Here is a 16360-nt window from a genome sequence, read left to right as displayed (position 1 = left end):
TAAACGTTAATCCACGCGGCGGTAGCTGCGCTGAGTATTGTTCACTTTGTACAGATAGCGGCGCGATTCTGCCGACGGGTGTTTTGTCGTCAGCGTGGTGTAAACGTCGCCCGGTGCCATATTGTTGATAATGTTAAACGCCTGCGTTTTGTTCTGTGAGAACACGCGAAGAACGCTACCTGCACCACCGTTATAAGCCGTAATCACTGCATAGCGACGTGAGGTCGGGTTATCGATATTCCCCAGATACACGTTTTGCAGCATCGCCAGATAAGCCGTGCCGGTATTAATATTATTCTGCGGATCAAACAGATAGCTTCGGCTAGGTTTTCCCCATTTGCCTTCAGATTTGAACACATCCACACCTGCGGTGTGCTGCACAACCTGCATCAGACCCAGCGCATCGGCATTACTCACTGCATACGGGTTAAATGCGGATTCGGTTTGCATGATTGCGAGGATCAGTGACTGATCGACGCCATATTTGGCGGACGCTTCACGGATCATCGGCAGATATTTATGCGCACGTTTGTTCAGGTGGTTTGGCACCATCTGGATTGTGACGGAATAAATGATGTGCATGCCGGACTGACGGCGCATCAGCTTATTCTGCACCAGATAGTCGGCAAAGCTATTGGCACGCCCGACCCAGCGGATTGGCTGACCGGTGTTATCGAGCACCTGACCGTACAGCATCGGCTCGCGGCTGATCTGGATATCGTTGGCATCGGAATAGAGGTCAACGTTGCCCGGATCATCGCCCACCAGCAATGTGCTGACGATCGCCTGACGCAGGCTGGTCGCCGGATCAGTACCAGAAATGGTTTCGATAGTAATCGTACCCGCATCAAAGTTGATGTGGCTGCGGGTGTAATACTGATCGCTATATTTCACGTAGTCTTTCGGACCCGCGATCAGTACTTCATTCATACCCCAAATGTTTTCGATGTTGTGGGCAAATTGCCCCATCAAAATATCGAATCCGTTGGTGTCTTTTACATAAGCTTCGTTGAACTGGTCTTTCTTACTGCCGGAGCAGGAGATCAACATGGGCGCGATAACCAGCAAAGCTAAAATTTTCTTCATCTTAAAAGCCATTTCTGATGAAAGAAGCAGACGCTTTTCAGCACCTGCCTTAATATTTTAATCATTGTTATTAATGATTATTTTGACGGTGGGGTATAGCCTTCGATATGAACATCCTGACCTTCGAACAGGAAGTTGACCATTTCCTGTTCCAGCAATTTGCGGTCTTCCGGATTCATCATGCTGAGTTTCTTTTCGTTGATCAGCATAGTTTGCTTGGCCATCCACTGAGACCAGGCTTCTTTCGAAATCTCATTAAAGATACGTTTGCCAATCTCGCCAGGGTACAGCTGGAAGTCTTGCCCTTCAGCATCACGCTTGAGAAAAGTACAAAAAATCGTTCTGCTCATGCTAATTCCTTATCGATCGTTCTTTTGGGTCGGTTCTTTGGCCAGCTGCGTCAAAAGACGCTCTACCGGCGCGGCCAGCCCGACGGATTGTGGTTGCGCTAAGTTATACCAGAGACCCGCACCTTCATCCATGCAACCCGCAGCGGAACGCAGATTTAACCACATCGGGACAATATCCAGATGAAAATGGCTGAAAGTGTGACGAAAAGCGGTCTGCTGCTGCAACTGATTTTGCGTAACACCGTATTTTTTTAGCCCTAAAGCCAGTTCATCTTCGGTGGTAAATTGCGGGAAGCAGAACAGACCGCCCCACAGACCGACCGGCGGACGCTGTTCCAGCCAGACTTTATCTTCCTGCTGGATCATCAGCATAAACGCGGTCTTTTCGGGCAAGGTTTTCTTAGGCTTTTTACCGGGATATTTCGCCCAGCTGTGATGTGCATAAGCCTCGCAACCTGATTTCACCGGGCACAGTTCGCACTTTGGCTTGCTGCGGGTGCATACCATCGCGCCCAGATCCATCATTGCCTGATTAAACTGTGCAACGCCTTCGGCGGGCGTAACATCTTCGCTTATCGCCCACAGCTTGTTTTCGGTTTTCTTCTCACCCGGCCAGCCGTCAACGGCGTAGCAACGGGCCAGCACGCGCTTCACATTCCCGTCTAAAATAGGGTAGTGCTGATTGAGTGCCAGCGACAACACCGCTCCCGCCGTGGAGCGGCCAATGCCGGGCAGCGCGAGGATTTCATCAAAGGTCGTCGGGAATACGCCGCCGTGGTGACTGGCAATGGTCTGCGCCGCTTTATGCAGATTACGCGCACGGGCGTAATAGCCCAGTCCTGTCCATAAATGCAGAACTTCATCGAGCGGAGCGGCGGCCAGATCAGACACCGTCGGAAAGCGTTGCATAAAACGTTCAAAATACGGGATAACAGTCGCTACCTGCGTTTGCTGCAACATCACTTCTGAAAGCCAGACTTTATAAGCTGTTTTTGCGATTTGCCACGGCAGCGTTTTGCGGCCATAGCGCTGATACCAGTCGAGCACCAGAGGTGAGAAAAGTTGGGCTTCCATCATGGGTGAATTACAGTCCGGCAGGGTTAAAAGACGGGGCTGATCACATCACAGTTCCCGTCTGGCTGTAAACCGGAACTTTCCGCACTGCTTTACGCACGCTAATGACGGATTTCCTGCCCGCAAACCTTGCTAATCGGGAGTAAGTTTGGATAATGCGCCTTTCCTTATATTTAGTGACCAAAGCACAGGCATCCGCGCGCGGGTACCGCGTCTTGCCAATCGGAGTGGAAACACCATGAAAAACGACGTCATTTCACCGGAATTCGACGAGAACGGTCGCGCAATGCGCCGTATCCGTAGTTTTGTCCGCCGTCAGGGCCGTCTGACCAAAGGTCAGCAATTTGCGCTGGACAACTTCTGGCCGGTGATGGGCGTAGAGTTTCAGGCGGAACCACTAGCAATTGATGCCTTATTTGGTCGCTCAGCCCCCGTTGTGCTGGAAATCGGTTTCGGCATGGGCACTTCGCTTGTGACGATGGCGCAGCAGAATCCTGATCAGAACTTTATCGGGATTGAAGTCCACTCGCCGGGTGTCGGCGCATGTCTGGCGACCGCGCACGAAGAGGGCGTCAGCAACCTGCGTGTGATGTGTCACGATGCGGTTGAAGTGCTGGAAAAAATGATTCCGGATGGCTCGCTCGACATGGTGCAGCTATTCTTTCCTGACCCGTGGCACAAAGCGCGTCATAATAAGCGCCGTATCGTGCAGCCGGAGTTCGTTGAGAAGCTGCGCAAAAAACTGAAAGTGGGCGGTGTATTCCACATGGCAACCGACTGGGAGCCGTATGCGGAACACATGCTCGAAGTGATGACCAGTTTAGAAAGCTGGGCGAATCTGTCGCAGGAAGGTAATTATGTCCCGCGTCCGGAATCGCGCCCGGTAACCAAGTTCGAAATGCGTGGTCAGCGTTTAGGCCACGGCGTATGGGATCTGATGTTTGAGAGGAAGCAATAATGGCTACAAATCGCAGTCGTCGTTTACGTAAGAAGTTACACATTGCCGAGTTCCAGGAACTGGGCTTCTCTGTAAAATGGCGTTTCCCGGAAGGTACCGCGGTAGAAACCATTGATGAATCCCTAGATAAATTCATCGACGGTGTGATCGAGCCAAACAAACTGGCTTTTGATGGCAGCGGCTATCTGCAATGGGAAGGTCTGGTTTGCCGCCAGGATATCGGTCACTGCACTGATGAACAGCGCGCGCAGGTCAAAAAATGGTTAGAAGACCATAAAATGGAAGACGTGGAAGTCAGCGATTTATTCGATATCTGGTGGGATTGATTCCTCCAGGCAGATAAATTCTGAATCTTTTAAAGGTGCCTTTCCGGCACCTTTGTTACATCTGGAGGCAGGACGTTGGGTACCGAACTCGATAACAGTTTGCTGGAAGATATTCTTGCGCAGGTCAGGCCGCTGATTGGCCGCGGCAAAGTTGCCGATTACATTCCTGCACTGGCCGAAGTCAGTCCCGAACACTTAGGGATCGCCGTATGTACCACGAAAGGGGAGATCTTTCGTGCCGGTGATGCTGGAACCCGTTTCTCCATTCAGTCTATTTCTAAAGTGCTCAGCCTGACGCTGGCGCTGACCCGCTATCAGGAAAGCGAAATCTGGCAGCGCGTCGGCAAAGAACCGTCAGGGCAGCCGTTTAACTCCCTGGTACAGCTCGAACTTGAGCAGGGTAAACCGCGCAATCCGTTTATCAATCCTGGCGCGCTCGTGGTTTGCGATATGCTGCAAACCCGCCTGACTGCACCGAAGCAGAGAATGCTGGAAGTGGTGCGTCAACTGGCTGGATCGGCGGATCTCAACTACGATCGGCACGTTGCCCGTTCTGAATTTGAACATTCTGACCGCAATGCGGCGATTGCGTATCTGATGAAGTCTTTCGGTAATTTCGACAACGATGTCATCACGGTTTTACATACCTATTTTCACTACTGTGCATTGCGCATGAGCTGTGAAGAACTGGCGCGTACGTTTGTTTATCTTGCCAATAAAGGCCATCCGCTGGGCAGTGAAAAACCGCTCATAGATGCCCGTCAGGCGCGACAGATTAATGCGATGATGGTCACCAGCGGCATGTACGACGGCGCGGGTGAATTTGCTTATCGCGTGGGAATGCCGGGTAAATCCGGCGTGGGTGGCGGCATAATGGCTGTCGTTCCCGGAGAGATGTGTATCGCGGTATGGTCGCCGGAACTTGATGCGGCAGGGAACTCTTTGGCAGGTATTGCTGCCTTAGAATTACTGGCGCAACGTATTGGCCGTTCAATTTTTTGAGTTTGCTGTCTTAAGGGAGAGTACATGTTAGTAAAAAGCGGAGTGGTAAAAACCGGACTGGCTGCATTGCTGGCGCTGACTGCGTGGAGCGCGCAGGCTGATTATCAGTGTGCGGTGCAACCTAAAGACGATGTTGTCATCAAGCCGCAGACCGTTCAGGTTGTGGGCAAAAACGGTGACTTACTGATTACCCCTAACGGTAACGTGACTCTTAACGGAAAAGACATGACCCTGAGCGCCAGACAGCGTCAGGAAGCGATCGATTATCAGGCCGGTTTACGCCGCGATCTGCCGTGGATTGATCAGGGTGCGACGGCGCATCTCGAAAAAGGCCGCGCGGGGGTTGACCGGGTGATCGTCGAGAAACTCGGTACTGACAGCAACGTGCGTAACCGTCTGGTCAAGCTCGACAAGCAGCTGAAAGAACAGATGAACCTCATCATTGAACACCGCGCCGACGGGCTGACCTTCCACTATAAAGCAGTGGATCAGGTTAAACAGAATGGTCAGAAGCTGATGGAACAAACCATGGGCGGCGTGATGCAGGACAGCATCAACGAAATGGGCCTGAAACAGGCAGCCAGCGGCGGAAATCCGTTGCAGGCGATGATGGGGAATCTGGGCGGTTTGCAACAGGCCGTACAGGATGAGTGGAGCAAGCAGGAAAAAGAGTTCAAAGCCTTTGGCGATGACGTCTGTAAGCGGGTAACGAATCTGGATACTCAGCACAAAGCCTTGCTGGCGGATTTGAAGCAATAATCTGCCATCAATAAGAGGGGAGATATTCCCCTCTTATTCCGGTTAATACTTCACGTTAATTTTCTTTACCACGCATATTGCAGCCTGACCATCCAGGTCGAAATATCCGGTGATCCAGTCTCCTTTCTTGTCGTATCGGTATAAGCAAAAGCGCCGCCCAGCTGTGGCGATAACATAAAACCCACCGAAGCCCCCAGTAATACATTCTGCTGTTCGTTATCTTGCAGCACGCCATCAATCCGTGTTTCGCCGCCTTTACTGAGTGTACTGTCTAAAGATATCCATAACGCCGGGTTCAGCGTCAGACTGAAATGTCCTTCAGCAGCATAAAGGGGTTTTTGTGCCAGGCGATGAGTGCCGAGATATTCATTATTGTCTTCATAAAATGAAATCATGGGATTAATTTCAATCCAGAAGGGGCCAGCCGGATATCCAAAAGCCAGTTCCGGTTTTATTACCCAACGATTTCCGCCAATATTCAACAGCTTCTTTTTATCGTATTCTCCGGTAGGTGCCGTGACCCATATTGCCGTGGTCAAAAATGTCCCCGGTGTCCAGCGTCTGAACTCCTCCGTCGTCAGAGCTGGCGCACCAAAGAGGTTATAGACGAAAGCTAACTGCGTATCCCCGATTCCGTGACGGGAAGGCGTATTGTCTGAGGTCAGCGCTCCGTCTGCCGACGTGGTAATGTCCGCCACTGGCTGAAGGATTTGGATCCCGGCAGTCTGACCCCCGAAATTAAATGATCTCGCATAACGAAGAATATATAAATTTGCATCCACCGAAGCGTTATTTATTGGCAGCGAAGAATCAATTGAAGTATTGCTGTCTATACGATTGTAATAGCCGAATAAAATATTGATATCATCCGGCACATTTTGCCAGTCCCTGGCATTATCCGCGTAACTCAGACATGGAGTAGATAAGCAGACTAATAACATCAGCCTGTTAAATACGCGCGTGTGTTTAACCGTCATTGTAAACCTCTCTGACAGGCTGTGATTCCTTGAAAGAATTTTATGGCGTAACGATATTAAACATTCCCGGGAAGACATCGAGCATCCCCTGAAGTTCTTTTATTTCACCGGCATCACCTTCAACTTTAATATCTGACTGCTTCAGCTCATTATTCAGCGCTTCGCCTTGCATAAAGAGGCGGGAGAATGCATTTTTATCTGCCCTGAGGGTAATATCCGCAGAGGGTATGAGCTGGTTAAAATTATAAATAATGACGGAGTTTTTCAGTTCAATACCGTATTGCGTGCCGTCAGGGAGTATCCAGTTCATACGGATGTTTTTATTGAGCGCTGCCTGACTGTTGAGGCGAACCCCCATATAATCGAGGATCAGATCTGGTGCCATTGAACGGACCATATCCGGACTGGCTGTATTGACCGGTGGGGCATCAGGCACGCCGTTACGTAATTCATAGGCACCCATCAGATATTCATTTCTCCAGGTAGGATTTTCTGACTGATAACCGAGCTGTTCAAACGCATCCGCCTGGAGATCGCGCGCGGCCTGATTTTTCGGATCAGCAAAGACCACGTGTTTCAGTACTTCAGCGGCCCAGCGATATTCACCCGCAGCGATAGATTTTCTCGCTTTCTCGATGACCTGATTTTCTCCGCCCATAAACTCGACATATTTTCTCGCGGCTTCTTCCGGTGGAAGTGGATTAAGATCCGCAGGGTTACTGTCATACCAGCCCATATATCGCTGGTAGACAGCTTTGGAATCATGGCTGACTGAGCCGTAATATCCTCGGTTGTACCATTCGTTTGAAAGCGCCGGAGGCAACCGCAGTGTTTCGGCAATCTCATTCATTGTCAGACCTTTATTCACCATGTTCAGCGTCTGGTCATGAATGAATTTGAACATATCCCGCTGATCAGAGAGGAATTTGATGATTTTCTCATTTCCCCAGGTTGGCCAGTGGTGCTGAGCAATGACAATCTCGACGCGCTTGCCTTGCTGACTGATGGCGTAATTGAGTACTTTCCACCATGCGCTGGCGTCGCGTACCTGCGCCCCGCGCAGGGTATAAAGATTATGCAGGGTATGCGTGGCATCTTCGGCGGTGTCGAGCATGTTAAATTGCGGGAACCAGATCAGCATTTCAGAGGGCGCTTCAGTATCTGCCGCCATCTGGAACTGCATTTCAACGCCGGCAATGACGCGCTTTTCACCGGTTTTACTGACGGTATCGGTAGGAGGGATTAGCGTAAACGTGCCGAGTGATGTGGTTTTCCCCAGGCCCGCATCAATCTGGCCTCGTCCGCTGCGTGGCAGCATCGCCCCATACTGATAAAGCGTTCTGCGACTCATGGCATTTCCTGCCAGCACGTTTTCGCTGACTGCTTCTTTCAGAAAACCTTCCGGTGCAATAATGCTGACTTTACCTGAGTTTATATCCCGCTCATTCACCACACCGCGCACACCCCCATAATGGTCAGCGTGGCTGTGGGTATAAATTACTGCCACTACCGGTTTATAAGGGCGATGCTGGTAGTAAAGTTTTAATCCGGCGCTGGCAACTTCGGTTGTGACCAGCGGATCAATAATGATGATCCCTTTATCGCCCTCCACAATGGTCATATTCGATAAATCAAAACCGCGGATCTGATACACCGAATCGGTGACTTTAAACAGCCCATTTTGCATGTTTAGTTTTGCAATTCGCCAGAGACTCGGATTGACAGTATCTGGCGCTTTACCCTGAATAAAACCGTAGCTTTCTAGATCCCATGAAACATTTCCGGCAGTGTCTTTAATCACCATCGGGGAAAGGGTGGCGATAAAACCCTTTTTTGCATCCAGAAAATCGGATTCATCGCCAAAAGGTAGCGTCTTATAAACACTGTCATTCATCTGACGGGTAAATGAACTGGCCGCTTTAGGTAATTCATTTGAATAAGCCGAATGGCCGAGTGAAATAAAAGTGATGAACACAGCGATTTTAGAAACTTTCATTGAAGAGCCCCTTTAATAAAATTCCATTAATGTCGGGGGATACGCTATCTGAGTTTTAAATAGTTGATAAAGATCTATAAGTACTAACAGGCTCCAGGTTTTACTGATGCAATTATAATAATAACAATGCTATTAATTAGCAATAACATTTATTTTAAATATGCACAATGGGAAATTGATCTATATATCACATGAATTATTGAATAGTATTCCTTATTAAGTAAAGGCACCTGGTTTTAAATGATCAGGCAGGATGCGTTATGTATTGTTGATAATAAATAAATGAGTTGGTTCGAGGTAATTAAAGCAGAGGGAAGAGGGTGTAATTAAATGATTCCATCTGTAACATTTTATTAAAAATCACGCCTTCCAGGGCTATTCTTTCAGCAAAAAAAACGTATTTTTCTGAACATAAATAACCTGATAAGGGAATATTTTTACACTTATCAGGTTTTAAAGTAGAGAGACGCCTTCGGTTACTCCGTCAAAAACAGCTCAAGCAGCGAATTCAGGAACAGTTTTCCTTTGCTGGTGATCTGCCAGTGGGTGTCGGTTTCTACCAGATATTCTTTGGCGATGGCTTCGTCTAATGGCGCGCGGATCACCGATTCATTCAGTCCGGTATATAAACCAAACTCTTCACGGGGCGCGGCCTCCAGCAGGCGGAAGCGATTCATGAAGAACTCAAACGGCAGTTCTGCGGTTTCGACCGGATGCTGTTTATCCATGTAACGCCCCTGCATGTAACCGCGCGGGTGCTTGGTTTTCACGGTACGCAGGATCTGCCCGTCAGGTTGTGTCAGCTTGCCGTGCGAGCCGCAGCCGATGCCGAGATAATCCCCGAAGCGCCAGTAGTTCAGGTTGTGCTGACACTGGTAACCCGGTTTGGCGTAAGCAGAGGTTTCATATTGCTGATAACCGGCTGCGGTGAGCAGTCGATCGCCTTGCTCGAAAATATCCCACAGTGCGTCATCATCCGGCAGTTTTGGCGGACGTGAGGCGTACATCGTATTTGGTTCGATGGTCAGCTGATACCACGACAAATGTGGCGGATTTAGCGCGATGGCCTGACGTAAATCATCCAGTGCTTCTTCCAGCGTCTGATCCGGCAGACCGTGCATCAGATCCAGATTGAAGCTGCGCAGATTCAGGCCGGTCGCCAGATGCGCCGCGCGTTTAGCTTCTTCTGGGCCGTGAATGCGTCCAAGACGTTCCAGTTTCTGCGCATCGAAACTTTGTACGCCGATGGAGATACGATTCACTCCGGCGCGCTGATAGCCGCTGAAGCGGTCTGCTTCGACGGTACCCGGATTGGCTTCCATGGTAATTTCAGCGTCAGCATCGACCGGCAAGCGCGCGCGGACGCCGTCGAGCAGATTTTGCATCGCTTCGCTGCTCAGCAGGCTAGGAGTTCCGCCGCCGATAAAAATTGTCCCTACACTGCGCCCACCGACCAGATGCAGATCCGCATCCAAATCAGCCAGCAGATGCGCAACATAATCGTCATGCGGTACTTCACCCTTTAACGCGTGCGAGTTGAAATCGCAGTAGGGGCATTTTTGCACGCACCACGGAATATGGATGTAGAGACTCAGCGGCGGTAACTTACGCATTCTTCTTTACAGCCTCTTTCATCGCGGCAAATAACAATTTTAATGCCTGCCCGCGGTGCGAAACCGCACTTTTTTCTTCACGGCTCAGTTCTGCGGCCGTTTTACCCAGTTCCGGAACATAGAAAATAGGGTCATAACCAAAGCCGCCTGCGCCTGCTTCAGCAAAGGTAATTTCGCCGGCCCAGCTGCCGTGGCAGACCAGCGGCGTCGGATCTTCAGCGTGGCGCATATACACCAGCACGCAGTGGAATTGCGCACTGCGCTGGCCCTGCGGCACATCTTTTAACGCCACCAGCAGCTTATCGAGATTCTCCTGATCGCAGGCATCAGCGCCTGCGTAGCGTGCAGAGTAAATTCCCGGCGCACCGCCGAGAAAATCCACCGCCAGACCTGAGTCATCGGCAACAGCAGGCAAACCGGTGATAGCCGCTGCGTGGCGGGCTTTCAGGATGGCGTTCTCAATGAACGTCAGGCCTGTTTCTTCGGCGGATTCAACACCGAGTTCGGTTTGTGCGACCACATCCAGCCCGAAATCGGCCAGAAGATGTGCGAGTTCACGCACTTTACCGGCGTTGCCGGTAGCTAATACGACTTTCTGCATGGGAGAGTCCTGACTTAAACGTTATTCAGCGAGCAGTACCGCGACCTCAGTCGGGATATTTTGCGGATTGGTAATGCGGACTTGTTTATGGCGGCCCAGCTCGCCCTTTTCGATGCTTATCTGACTTTTGGCGACTTTAAACTGTTTTGCGAGAAATTTCACCAGATGAGTATTGGCCTGTCCATCTACCGGCGGGGCGGTGATGGCGACTTTCAGCTCATCGCCATGCAAACCTACCAGGCTGTCACGGCTGGCTTTGGGCTGGATAACCAGCCGCAAAACCAGCGCGTCAGACTGCCAGACTACCGGACTTAAAGCTGGAACCACAGCGCACCCAGCAAATCCATACCGAGATAGTTCAGCATATACAGAATAAGGATCACGACCATCGCTGAGAAATCGATACCGCCCATCGCCGGAAGAATACGGCGGATAGGTGCCATCAGCGGCTCAGTCAGCTGCATCAGCAGATAATCCATCGGTCCGCGGCCCTGGCTCACCCAGCTCATCAGCGAGCGGATAATGACCAGCCAGAACACCAGATAACCGGCAGCTTTGACCAGCCCTATCAGGCCAATCAGCAGGCTGCTCAGACCAAAGAAGATAGCGCCGCTCTGGATAAGCAACAGCAACGGGAATTTGATGGTGCAAAGAATGAAAGCCAGCAGCAGGCTTGCGCTGTCAATCGGGCCCAGCGGCGGAATAATCCGGCGAAGCGGTCCGATAATGGGCTGAGTAATCTTCACCACAAACTGTGAAAACGGGTTATAGAAATCGGTACGAGCCCACTGCATCCAGATACGCAGCAGTAAAACCATCACGTAGAGATCAATGAGGGTCTTAACCAGAAAAGTCAGCGTTAACATGCGTTACCTTTAATATTTTTAATTAGAACAGTTTTTCCATTTCCTGCGCGCGGGTAATGGCGGCCTGCATGGCCTCGGAAACGATCTCCGGTAATTTACGATCAGTGAACACTTTCAATGCTTCAAAGGTGGTGCCGCCTTTGGACGTCACATTCTCACGAAGTTGTGACAATGGCGTGTCCGGGCTGGCAGCAACCAGTGCGCTGGCACCGCTGGCGGCCTGTTCAACCAGCATCCGCGCGGTTTCAGCGCTGAATCCCAGACGCTGCGCTTCGGCTTGCATCGCTTCCATAAACAGGAAGAAATAGGCCGGTGCGCTGCCCGCGGCAGCAATCACGTGGTTGATACCTTCTTCGGTGTCGACCCAGCAAATTTTACCGACGGCGGTCATCAGTTCGCCACTGTAATCACGGTCAGCCTGTGAAACTTGTTCCGGTGCATACAAACCGCTCATGCCCTGACCGACCAGCGAAGGGGTGTTAGGCATAATCCGCACTACGTTCAGATTTTCGCCCAGCAGCGCGCAGAAGCGTGCCACGCTGACACCTGCGGCAATCGACAGTACCAGCTTGCCGCTGAAATCCACGTCTTTTTGCAGTGCTTTACACACATCCGCCATCATTTGCGGTTTTACAGACAATACAACGACATCCGCCGCTTTCGCGCAGCCGCTGTTATCGCTGCTGCTCTGTACGCCATATTTTGCGGCCAGCGCATCGCGATGGGTGGTGGAAGGGGCACAAACGCTGATCATATTGGCCGGATAACCACTTTCAACCAGGCCGGAAATGATGGCGCCTGCCATGTTACCGGCACCGATAAAACAAATTTTGCGATGTTGCATTCATGCTCCTTGCTTTTAATGGGGGCTGAATTGAGCCAATCAATAGTAAAGCAGTAAACCAGCAGAGTGCGGTTACTGTTTTGCGCTGTAATCACGGGCACCGAAAATGGCGGTGCCGATACGAACCATCGTGCTGCCTGCCGCAATTGCGGCAGGCATATCATCAGTCATGCCCATCGATAAAGTATCGGCCTGCGGGCAAATCTTTTGTAACTCTTTAAGGGCATCACGCATCTGGCCAAAAACTTCCAGCTGGCGCGCATAGTCGGTTTCCACCGCCGGGATCGCCATCAGACCGCGTAAAGTCAGGTTAGGCATCGCCATAATCTGCGTCGCCAGCTCCGCTACTTCACTCACAGCAATGCCTGATTTACTGCTTTCGTCGCTGATATTGACCTGGACGAGCACCTGTAATGGCGCTAAATCCCCCGGACGTTGCTCGTTGAGTCGCTGGGCGATCTTCAGGCGGTCGATGGTATGACACCAGTCGAAGTTCTCCGCCACCAGTCGGCTTTTATTTGACTGCAACGGCCCGATGAAATGCCAGGTCAGCGCAGGCTGGTGTCCGGCAAAGTGGGCAATCTTATCCACGCCTTCCTGCACATAGTTTTCGCCGAACGCTAACTGCCCGGCGGCAATCGCTTCTTCGACAGCGCTCGCAGGTTTAGTTTTACTCACTGCAAGCAATGTAATTTCTTCTGAAGGCCTGCCGCAAAGGTGTGCAGCGGCTGCGATTTTCTCGCGGACATTCTGTAAGTTCTGCTCAATAGCGTTTTGCTGACTAAGGCTCATAGGGACTCAGAAGGATTTCAACATGGATATTGATGGATTGGTGGGACGTAGTGTAAAGCAAAATGCCTCTGATCTGCACCTTTGTACCGGCTATCGGCCTGTGCTGCGCATCGGAGGGGAATTATGTCCGTGTGAAGACCTGCCGGTGATAGACGCTTCGCAGATGCAAAAGCTTGTCAGCCAGTGGCTGAATGTTACGGAACAGACAAGTCTGCAACTGAGCGGACAATTCGATAAAGCGCTGACGCTGGCGCATGGAGTACGAATGCGCCTGAATGTGTTTCAGCAATTGCAGGGTTTGTCGGCGGCACTCAGGCCGGTTCCCGCCTGTTGTCCAGAACTGGCCGCACTGCTGGCGCCGGATATTTTGCAGCAAATCATTATGCGGGAAGATGGCCTGATCCTGGTGACCGGCGCAACGGGCAGCGGGAAGTCCACCACGCTGGCGGCAATGATTGATTACCTCAACCGTCATACGGCGCGACATATTATTACGCTGGAAGATCCCATTGAGCTTATCCATGTCAGCAGGCAGTGCCTTATTCAGCAGCGCGAACTGGGGCTGCATACCCGTTCATTTAAAGAAGCGGTTCGGGGGGCATTGCGTGAGGATCCGGACGTGTTATTGCTGGGAGAACTGCGTGATACCGAAAGCATCCGGCTGGCGCTGACGGCAGCAGAAACAGGGCATCTGGTACTGGCGACACTGCATACGCGCAATGCGACGCAGGCCATCGACCGGCTGATTGATGTTTTTCCGGCTGAGGAAAAAGCCTTTGTGCGGGCGCAGCTGGCGGGCAGTCTGCGGGCTGTTGTCGCGCAAAAACTGGCGGTGACGAAAGAAAAGGACGGTAAAAAATCGGGAAGGGTGGCGTTGTTTGAAGTGCTGACGTCAACGCCCGCAGTGTGCAATATGATCCGCGAAGGAAAAACTCATCAGCTGGCGGATATTCTGCAAACCGGCGCACAGGCCGGAATGCAGACATTTGCCCAAAGTCTTCAGCAGCGACAAAGTGCCGGGCTGCTGGCCGAAAATCAGGGCTGACTCCATTGTTTCTCGAACCAGCTTTCCAGAATGATCACCGCAGAAGCGGCATCCACGCTACCTTTGTCCAGCGCGCGGAATCCGCCACGGTCAAACAAATCAGCGCGGGCTTCAACAGTGCTCAGACGTTCATCATGCAGCTCAACCTGAACGCCAAACCGGCCATGCAGGCGGTTAGCAAATTTGCGCGCGCGCGCAGTCAGAGGTTGTTCTGTGCCGTCCATATTCAGTGGCAGACCCACAACGACCAGATCCGGCAGCCATTCTTTCAGCAGTTTTTCGATTTTCTGCCAGTCCGGCGTGCCGTCCTGCGCTTTAAACGATGTCAGCGGGCGGGCTGTGCCGGTAACTTCCTGACCGATGGCCAGACCGATACTTTTAGTGCCGAAGTCGAAAGCAAAAACAGTGCGGTTAGCCATTATGCGTGCCCTGCATGCGTGGCAAGCTGGCTGACATCGACACCGATCATTTTCGCGGCTTCACGCCAGCGGTCGGCAATCGGGGTACGGAATAAAATGTCACTGCTGGCCTCAATGGTCAGCCAGGAATTTTCCAGCAACTCTTTTTCCAGCTGGCCCTGTTCCCATGCGGCGTATCCGAGCGCCACCAGCACATCTTTCGGCTGGTCTGGCGTACCCAGCGTTTCCAGTACGTCTTTAGACGTCGTGATCATGGTGCTGTCCGAGATAAGGATACTGGAGCCAAAACCTTCGCGCGGCGTATGCAGAATAAATCCGCGATCGTCAGCCAGCGGACCACCGGAAAAGACCGGGCGGTCGAGACGGATGTTCAGGTCGCGAGGTTCAGGGGTAATATCCAGTTTTTCGAGGACGTTTTCTACGGTGAAATCTTCGACCAGTTTGTTTATCACCAGACCCATTGCGCCGTCTTCATTATGTTCGCAGATATAGACGACCGAACGTTTGAACTGGGGTTCATCCAGGCCAGGCATCGCAATAAGAAAGTGATGTTGTAGATTCATGGTATGTAGGATGTTTAACCTCAGAAAATTAAAATACAGCGGAGAGGGCAGTGTAGTACGTCATCCGCAGCAAAAAAAGTGGGTTATCCAGCATAGCTGAACAACCCATCAGATTATGCGGTCAGACAGTTCAGCGGGCGGCCAGACGCTTTTCGATAGCGTCCATCAGCATGCCGGTGATGGAAATCGGGAATGCTGCTTCGATTTCACGCGCACAGGTCGGGCTGGTGACGTTAATTTCAGTCAGGCGGTCGCCGATAATATCCAGACCGACAAAAATCAGGCCTTTCTGCTTAAGGACTGGCGCGACAGTGCGGGCAATCGCCCAGTCGCTTTCGCTCAGCGGGCGTGCTTCACCACGACCACCGGCCGCCAGATTGCCACGGGTTTCGCCCTGTGCCGGAATGCGCGCCAGGCAGTAAGGCACCGGTTCGCCATCGACGACGAGAACGCGTTTGTCACCGTCCTTGATGGCCGGCAGATAATTTTGCGCCATACAGAAACGGCTGCCGTGTTCGGTCAGGGTTTCAATCACCACTGAAACGTTCGCATCTTCCGGTTTCAGACGGAAAATTGAAGCGCCACCCATGCCGTCCAGCGGCTTGAGGATCACGTCAGTGTGTTCTTTGTGGAACGCTTTCAGCTGTGCCGCATTGCGGGTGACCAGCGTATCTGGCGTCAGTTCCGGGAACCACGCGGTGAACAGCTTTTCGTTACAGTCACGCAGGCTCTGCGGCTTGTTAACGATCAGCGTGCCTTTTTCTTCGGCACGTTCAAGAATGTAAGTGGCGTAAATGAATTCGGTATCGAACGGAGGATCCTTACGCATCAGGATGACATCCAGTTCCTGCAGGGCGATATCCTGCTCAGTACCAAACTCATACCAGCCGTCGTAATCCTGCTTCACGCTGAGTTTTTTGGTGGTCGCACGGCCTTCGCCGCCACGCAGATACAGGGAATTCATTTCCATGTAGTGCAGCTCGTAGCCACGACTCTGCGCTTCCAGCAACATAGCGAAACTGGTGTCTTTTTTAATGTTGATGGAAGAAATCGGGTCCATCACGATGCCAAGCTTGATCATTTGGTCTC

Annotated in this window: 19 protein-coding genes; 5 read left to right on the top strand and 14 right to left on the bottom strand. The window is 51.5% G+C overall.

Going from position 1 to position 16360, the window contains the following annotated elements:
- Positions 1-6 precede the first annotated feature (6 nt).
- The 3 genes from mltC to mutY form a co-directional block, all read right to left on the bottom strand.
- Entirely contained in the window at positions 7-1086 is a 1080-nt protein-coding gene (mltC, locus tag D5398_RS04930) for a membrane-bound lytic murein transglycosylase MltC (RefSeq protein ID WP_120506565.1), read from the bottom strand.
- 77 nt (positions 1087-1163) lie between these two features.
- A complete protein-coding gene (locus tag D5398_RS04925; protein WP_112289019.1) occupies positions 1164-1436 on the bottom strand; it encodes an oxidative damage protection protein in 273 nt (90 codons plus the stop codon).
- A 9-nt stretch (positions 1437-1445) separates the two neighbouring features.
- Positions 1446-2513 carry an A/G-specific adenine glycosylase gene (gene mutY / locus D5398_RS04920; protein ID WP_162940715.1) on the bottom strand — a complete coding sequence of 356 codons (1068 nt, stop codon included), beginning with the start codon at positions 2511-2513 and terminating at the stop codon, positions 1446-1448.
- 235 nt (positions 2514-2748) lie between these two features.
- Here mutY and trmB point away from each other — a divergent pair, with 235 nt between their 5' ends.
- The 4 genes from trmB to D5398_RS04900 all read left to right on the top strand — a co-directional run bounded on the left by trmB (position 2749) and on the right by D5398_RS04900 (position 5555).
- Positions 2749-3468 carry a tRNA (guanosine(46)-N7)-methyltransferase TrmB gene (gene trmB, locus D5398_RS04915; protein WP_120506564.1) on the top strand — a complete coding sequence of 240 codons (720 nt, stop codon included), beginning with the start codon at positions 2749-2751 and terminating at the stop codon, positions 3466-3468.
- On the top strand, positions 3468-3794 hold the full coding sequence (locus D5398_RS04910; protein WP_015698505.1) for a YggL family protein: 327 nt from the start codon (positions 3468-3470) through the stop codon (positions 3792-3794). Before trmB ends, D5398_RS04910 begins: the two co-directional genes overlap by 1 nt.
- 75 nt (positions 3795-3869) lie before the next feature.
- Entirely contained in the window at positions 3870-4796 is a 927-nt protein-coding gene (glsB, locus tag D5398_RS04905) for a glutaminase B (protein WP_120506563.1), read from the top strand.
- A gap of 24 nt (positions 4797-4820) precedes the next feature.
- Positions 4821-5555, top strand: a complete 735-nt coding sequence (locus D5398_RS04900; protein ID WP_120506562.1) for a YggN family protein — start codon at positions 4821-4823, stop codon at positions 5553-5555.
- 65 nt (positions 5556-5620) lie between these two features.
- Here D5398_RS04900 and D5398_RS04895 read toward each other — a convergent pair whose 3' ends face one another.
- The 8 genes from D5398_RS04895 to D5398_RS04860 all read right to left on the bottom strand — a co-directional run bounded on the left by D5398_RS04895 (position 5621) and on the right by D5398_RS04860 (position 13244).
- Positions 5621-6532, bottom strand: a complete 912-nt coding sequence (locus D5398_RS04895) for a transporter (RefSeq protein ID WP_120506561.1) — start codon at positions 6530-6532, stop codon at positions 5621-5623.
- A gap of 40 nt (positions 6533-6572) precedes the next feature.
- Positions 6573-8528, bottom strand: coding sequence for an alkyl/aryl-sulfatase (locus tag D5398_RS04890; protein ID WP_120506560.1), 1956 nt, complete (start codon positions 8526-8528; stop codon positions 6573-6575).
- A 476-nt stretch (positions 8529-9004) separates the two neighbouring features.
- A complete protein-coding gene (gene hemW / locus D5398_RS04885) occupies positions 9005-10141 on the bottom strand; it encodes a radical SAM family heme chaperone HemW (RefSeq protein WP_120506559.1) in 1137 nt (378 codons plus the stop codon).
- Positions 10134-10742, bottom strand: a complete 609-nt coding sequence (locus D5398_RS04880; RefSeq protein ID WP_120506558.1) for an XTP/dITP diphosphatase — start codon at positions 10740-10742, stop codon at positions 10134-10136. Before D5398_RS04880 ends, hemW begins: the two co-directional genes overlap by 8 nt.
- A gap of 21 nt (positions 10743-10763) precedes the next feature.
- Positions 10764-11069, bottom strand: a complete 306-nt coding sequence (yggU, locus tag D5398_RS04875; protein WP_120134058.1) for a DUF167 family protein YggU — start codon at positions 11067-11069, stop codon at positions 10764-10766.
- Positions 11054-11608 carry a YggT family protein gene (locus D5398_RS04870; protein WP_013576832.1) on the bottom strand — a complete coding sequence of 185 codons (555 nt, stop codon included), beginning with the start codon at positions 11606-11608 and terminating at the stop codon, positions 11054-11056. Before D5398_RS04870 ends, yggU begins: the two co-directional genes overlap by 16 nt.
- A 22-nt stretch (positions 11609-11630) precedes the next feature.
- Positions 11631-12452, bottom strand: coding sequence for a pyrroline-5-carboxylate reductase (proC, locus tag D5398_RS04865; protein WP_120506557.1), 822 nt, complete (start codon positions 12450-12452; stop codon positions 11631-11633).
- A 72-nt stretch (positions 12453-12524) separates the two neighbouring features.
- On the bottom strand, positions 12525-13244 hold the full coding sequence (locus tag D5398_RS04860; RefSeq protein ID WP_120506556.1) for a YggS family pyridoxal phosphate-dependent enzyme: 720 nt from the start codon (positions 13242-13244) through the stop codon (positions 12525-12527).
- A 22-nt stretch (positions 13245-13266) separates the two neighbouring features.
- Between D5398_RS04860 and D5398_RS04855 the strand changes: the two genes are divergently transcribed.
- Positions 13267-14289, top strand: a complete 1023-nt coding sequence (locus D5398_RS04855; RefSeq protein ID WP_120506555.1) for a type IV pilus twitching motility protein PilT — start codon at positions 13267-13269, stop codon at positions 14287-14289.
- Here the strand turns inward: D5398_RS04855 and ruvX are convergent.
- The 3 genes from ruvX to gshB form a co-directional block, all read right to left on the bottom strand.
- Positions 14280-14708 carry a Holliday junction resolvase RuvX gene (gene ruvX, locus D5398_RS04850; protein WP_120506554.1) on the bottom strand — a complete coding sequence of 143 codons (429 nt, stop codon included), beginning with the start codon at positions 14706-14708 and terminating at the stop codon, positions 14280-14282. The two genes, D5398_RS04855 and ruvX, sit on opposite strands and share 10 nt — an antisense overlap.
- Positions 14708-15271, bottom strand: coding sequence for a YqgE/AlgH family protein (locus tag D5398_RS04845; protein WP_120506553.1), 564 nt, complete (start codon positions 15269-15271; stop codon positions 14708-14710). Before D5398_RS04845 ends, ruvX begins: the two co-directional genes overlap by 1 nt.
- 130 nt (positions 15272-15401) lie before the next feature.
- On the bottom strand, positions 15402-16352 hold the full coding sequence (gene gshB, locus D5398_RS04840; RefSeq protein WP_015698493.1) for a glutathione synthase: 951 nt from the start codon (positions 16350-16352) through the stop codon (positions 15402-15404).
- Positions 16353-16360 lie beyond the last annotated feature (8 nt).

This window comes from Rahnella bruchi, assembly GCF_003614975.1.
Classification (GTDB): Bacteria; Pseudomonadota; Gammaproteobacteria; order Enterobacterales; family Enterobacteriaceae; genus Rahnella; species Rahnella bruchi.
The sequence above is the reverse complement of the archived record's forward strand: the minus strand, read 5'-3'. Positions and strand labels throughout refer to the sequence as shown.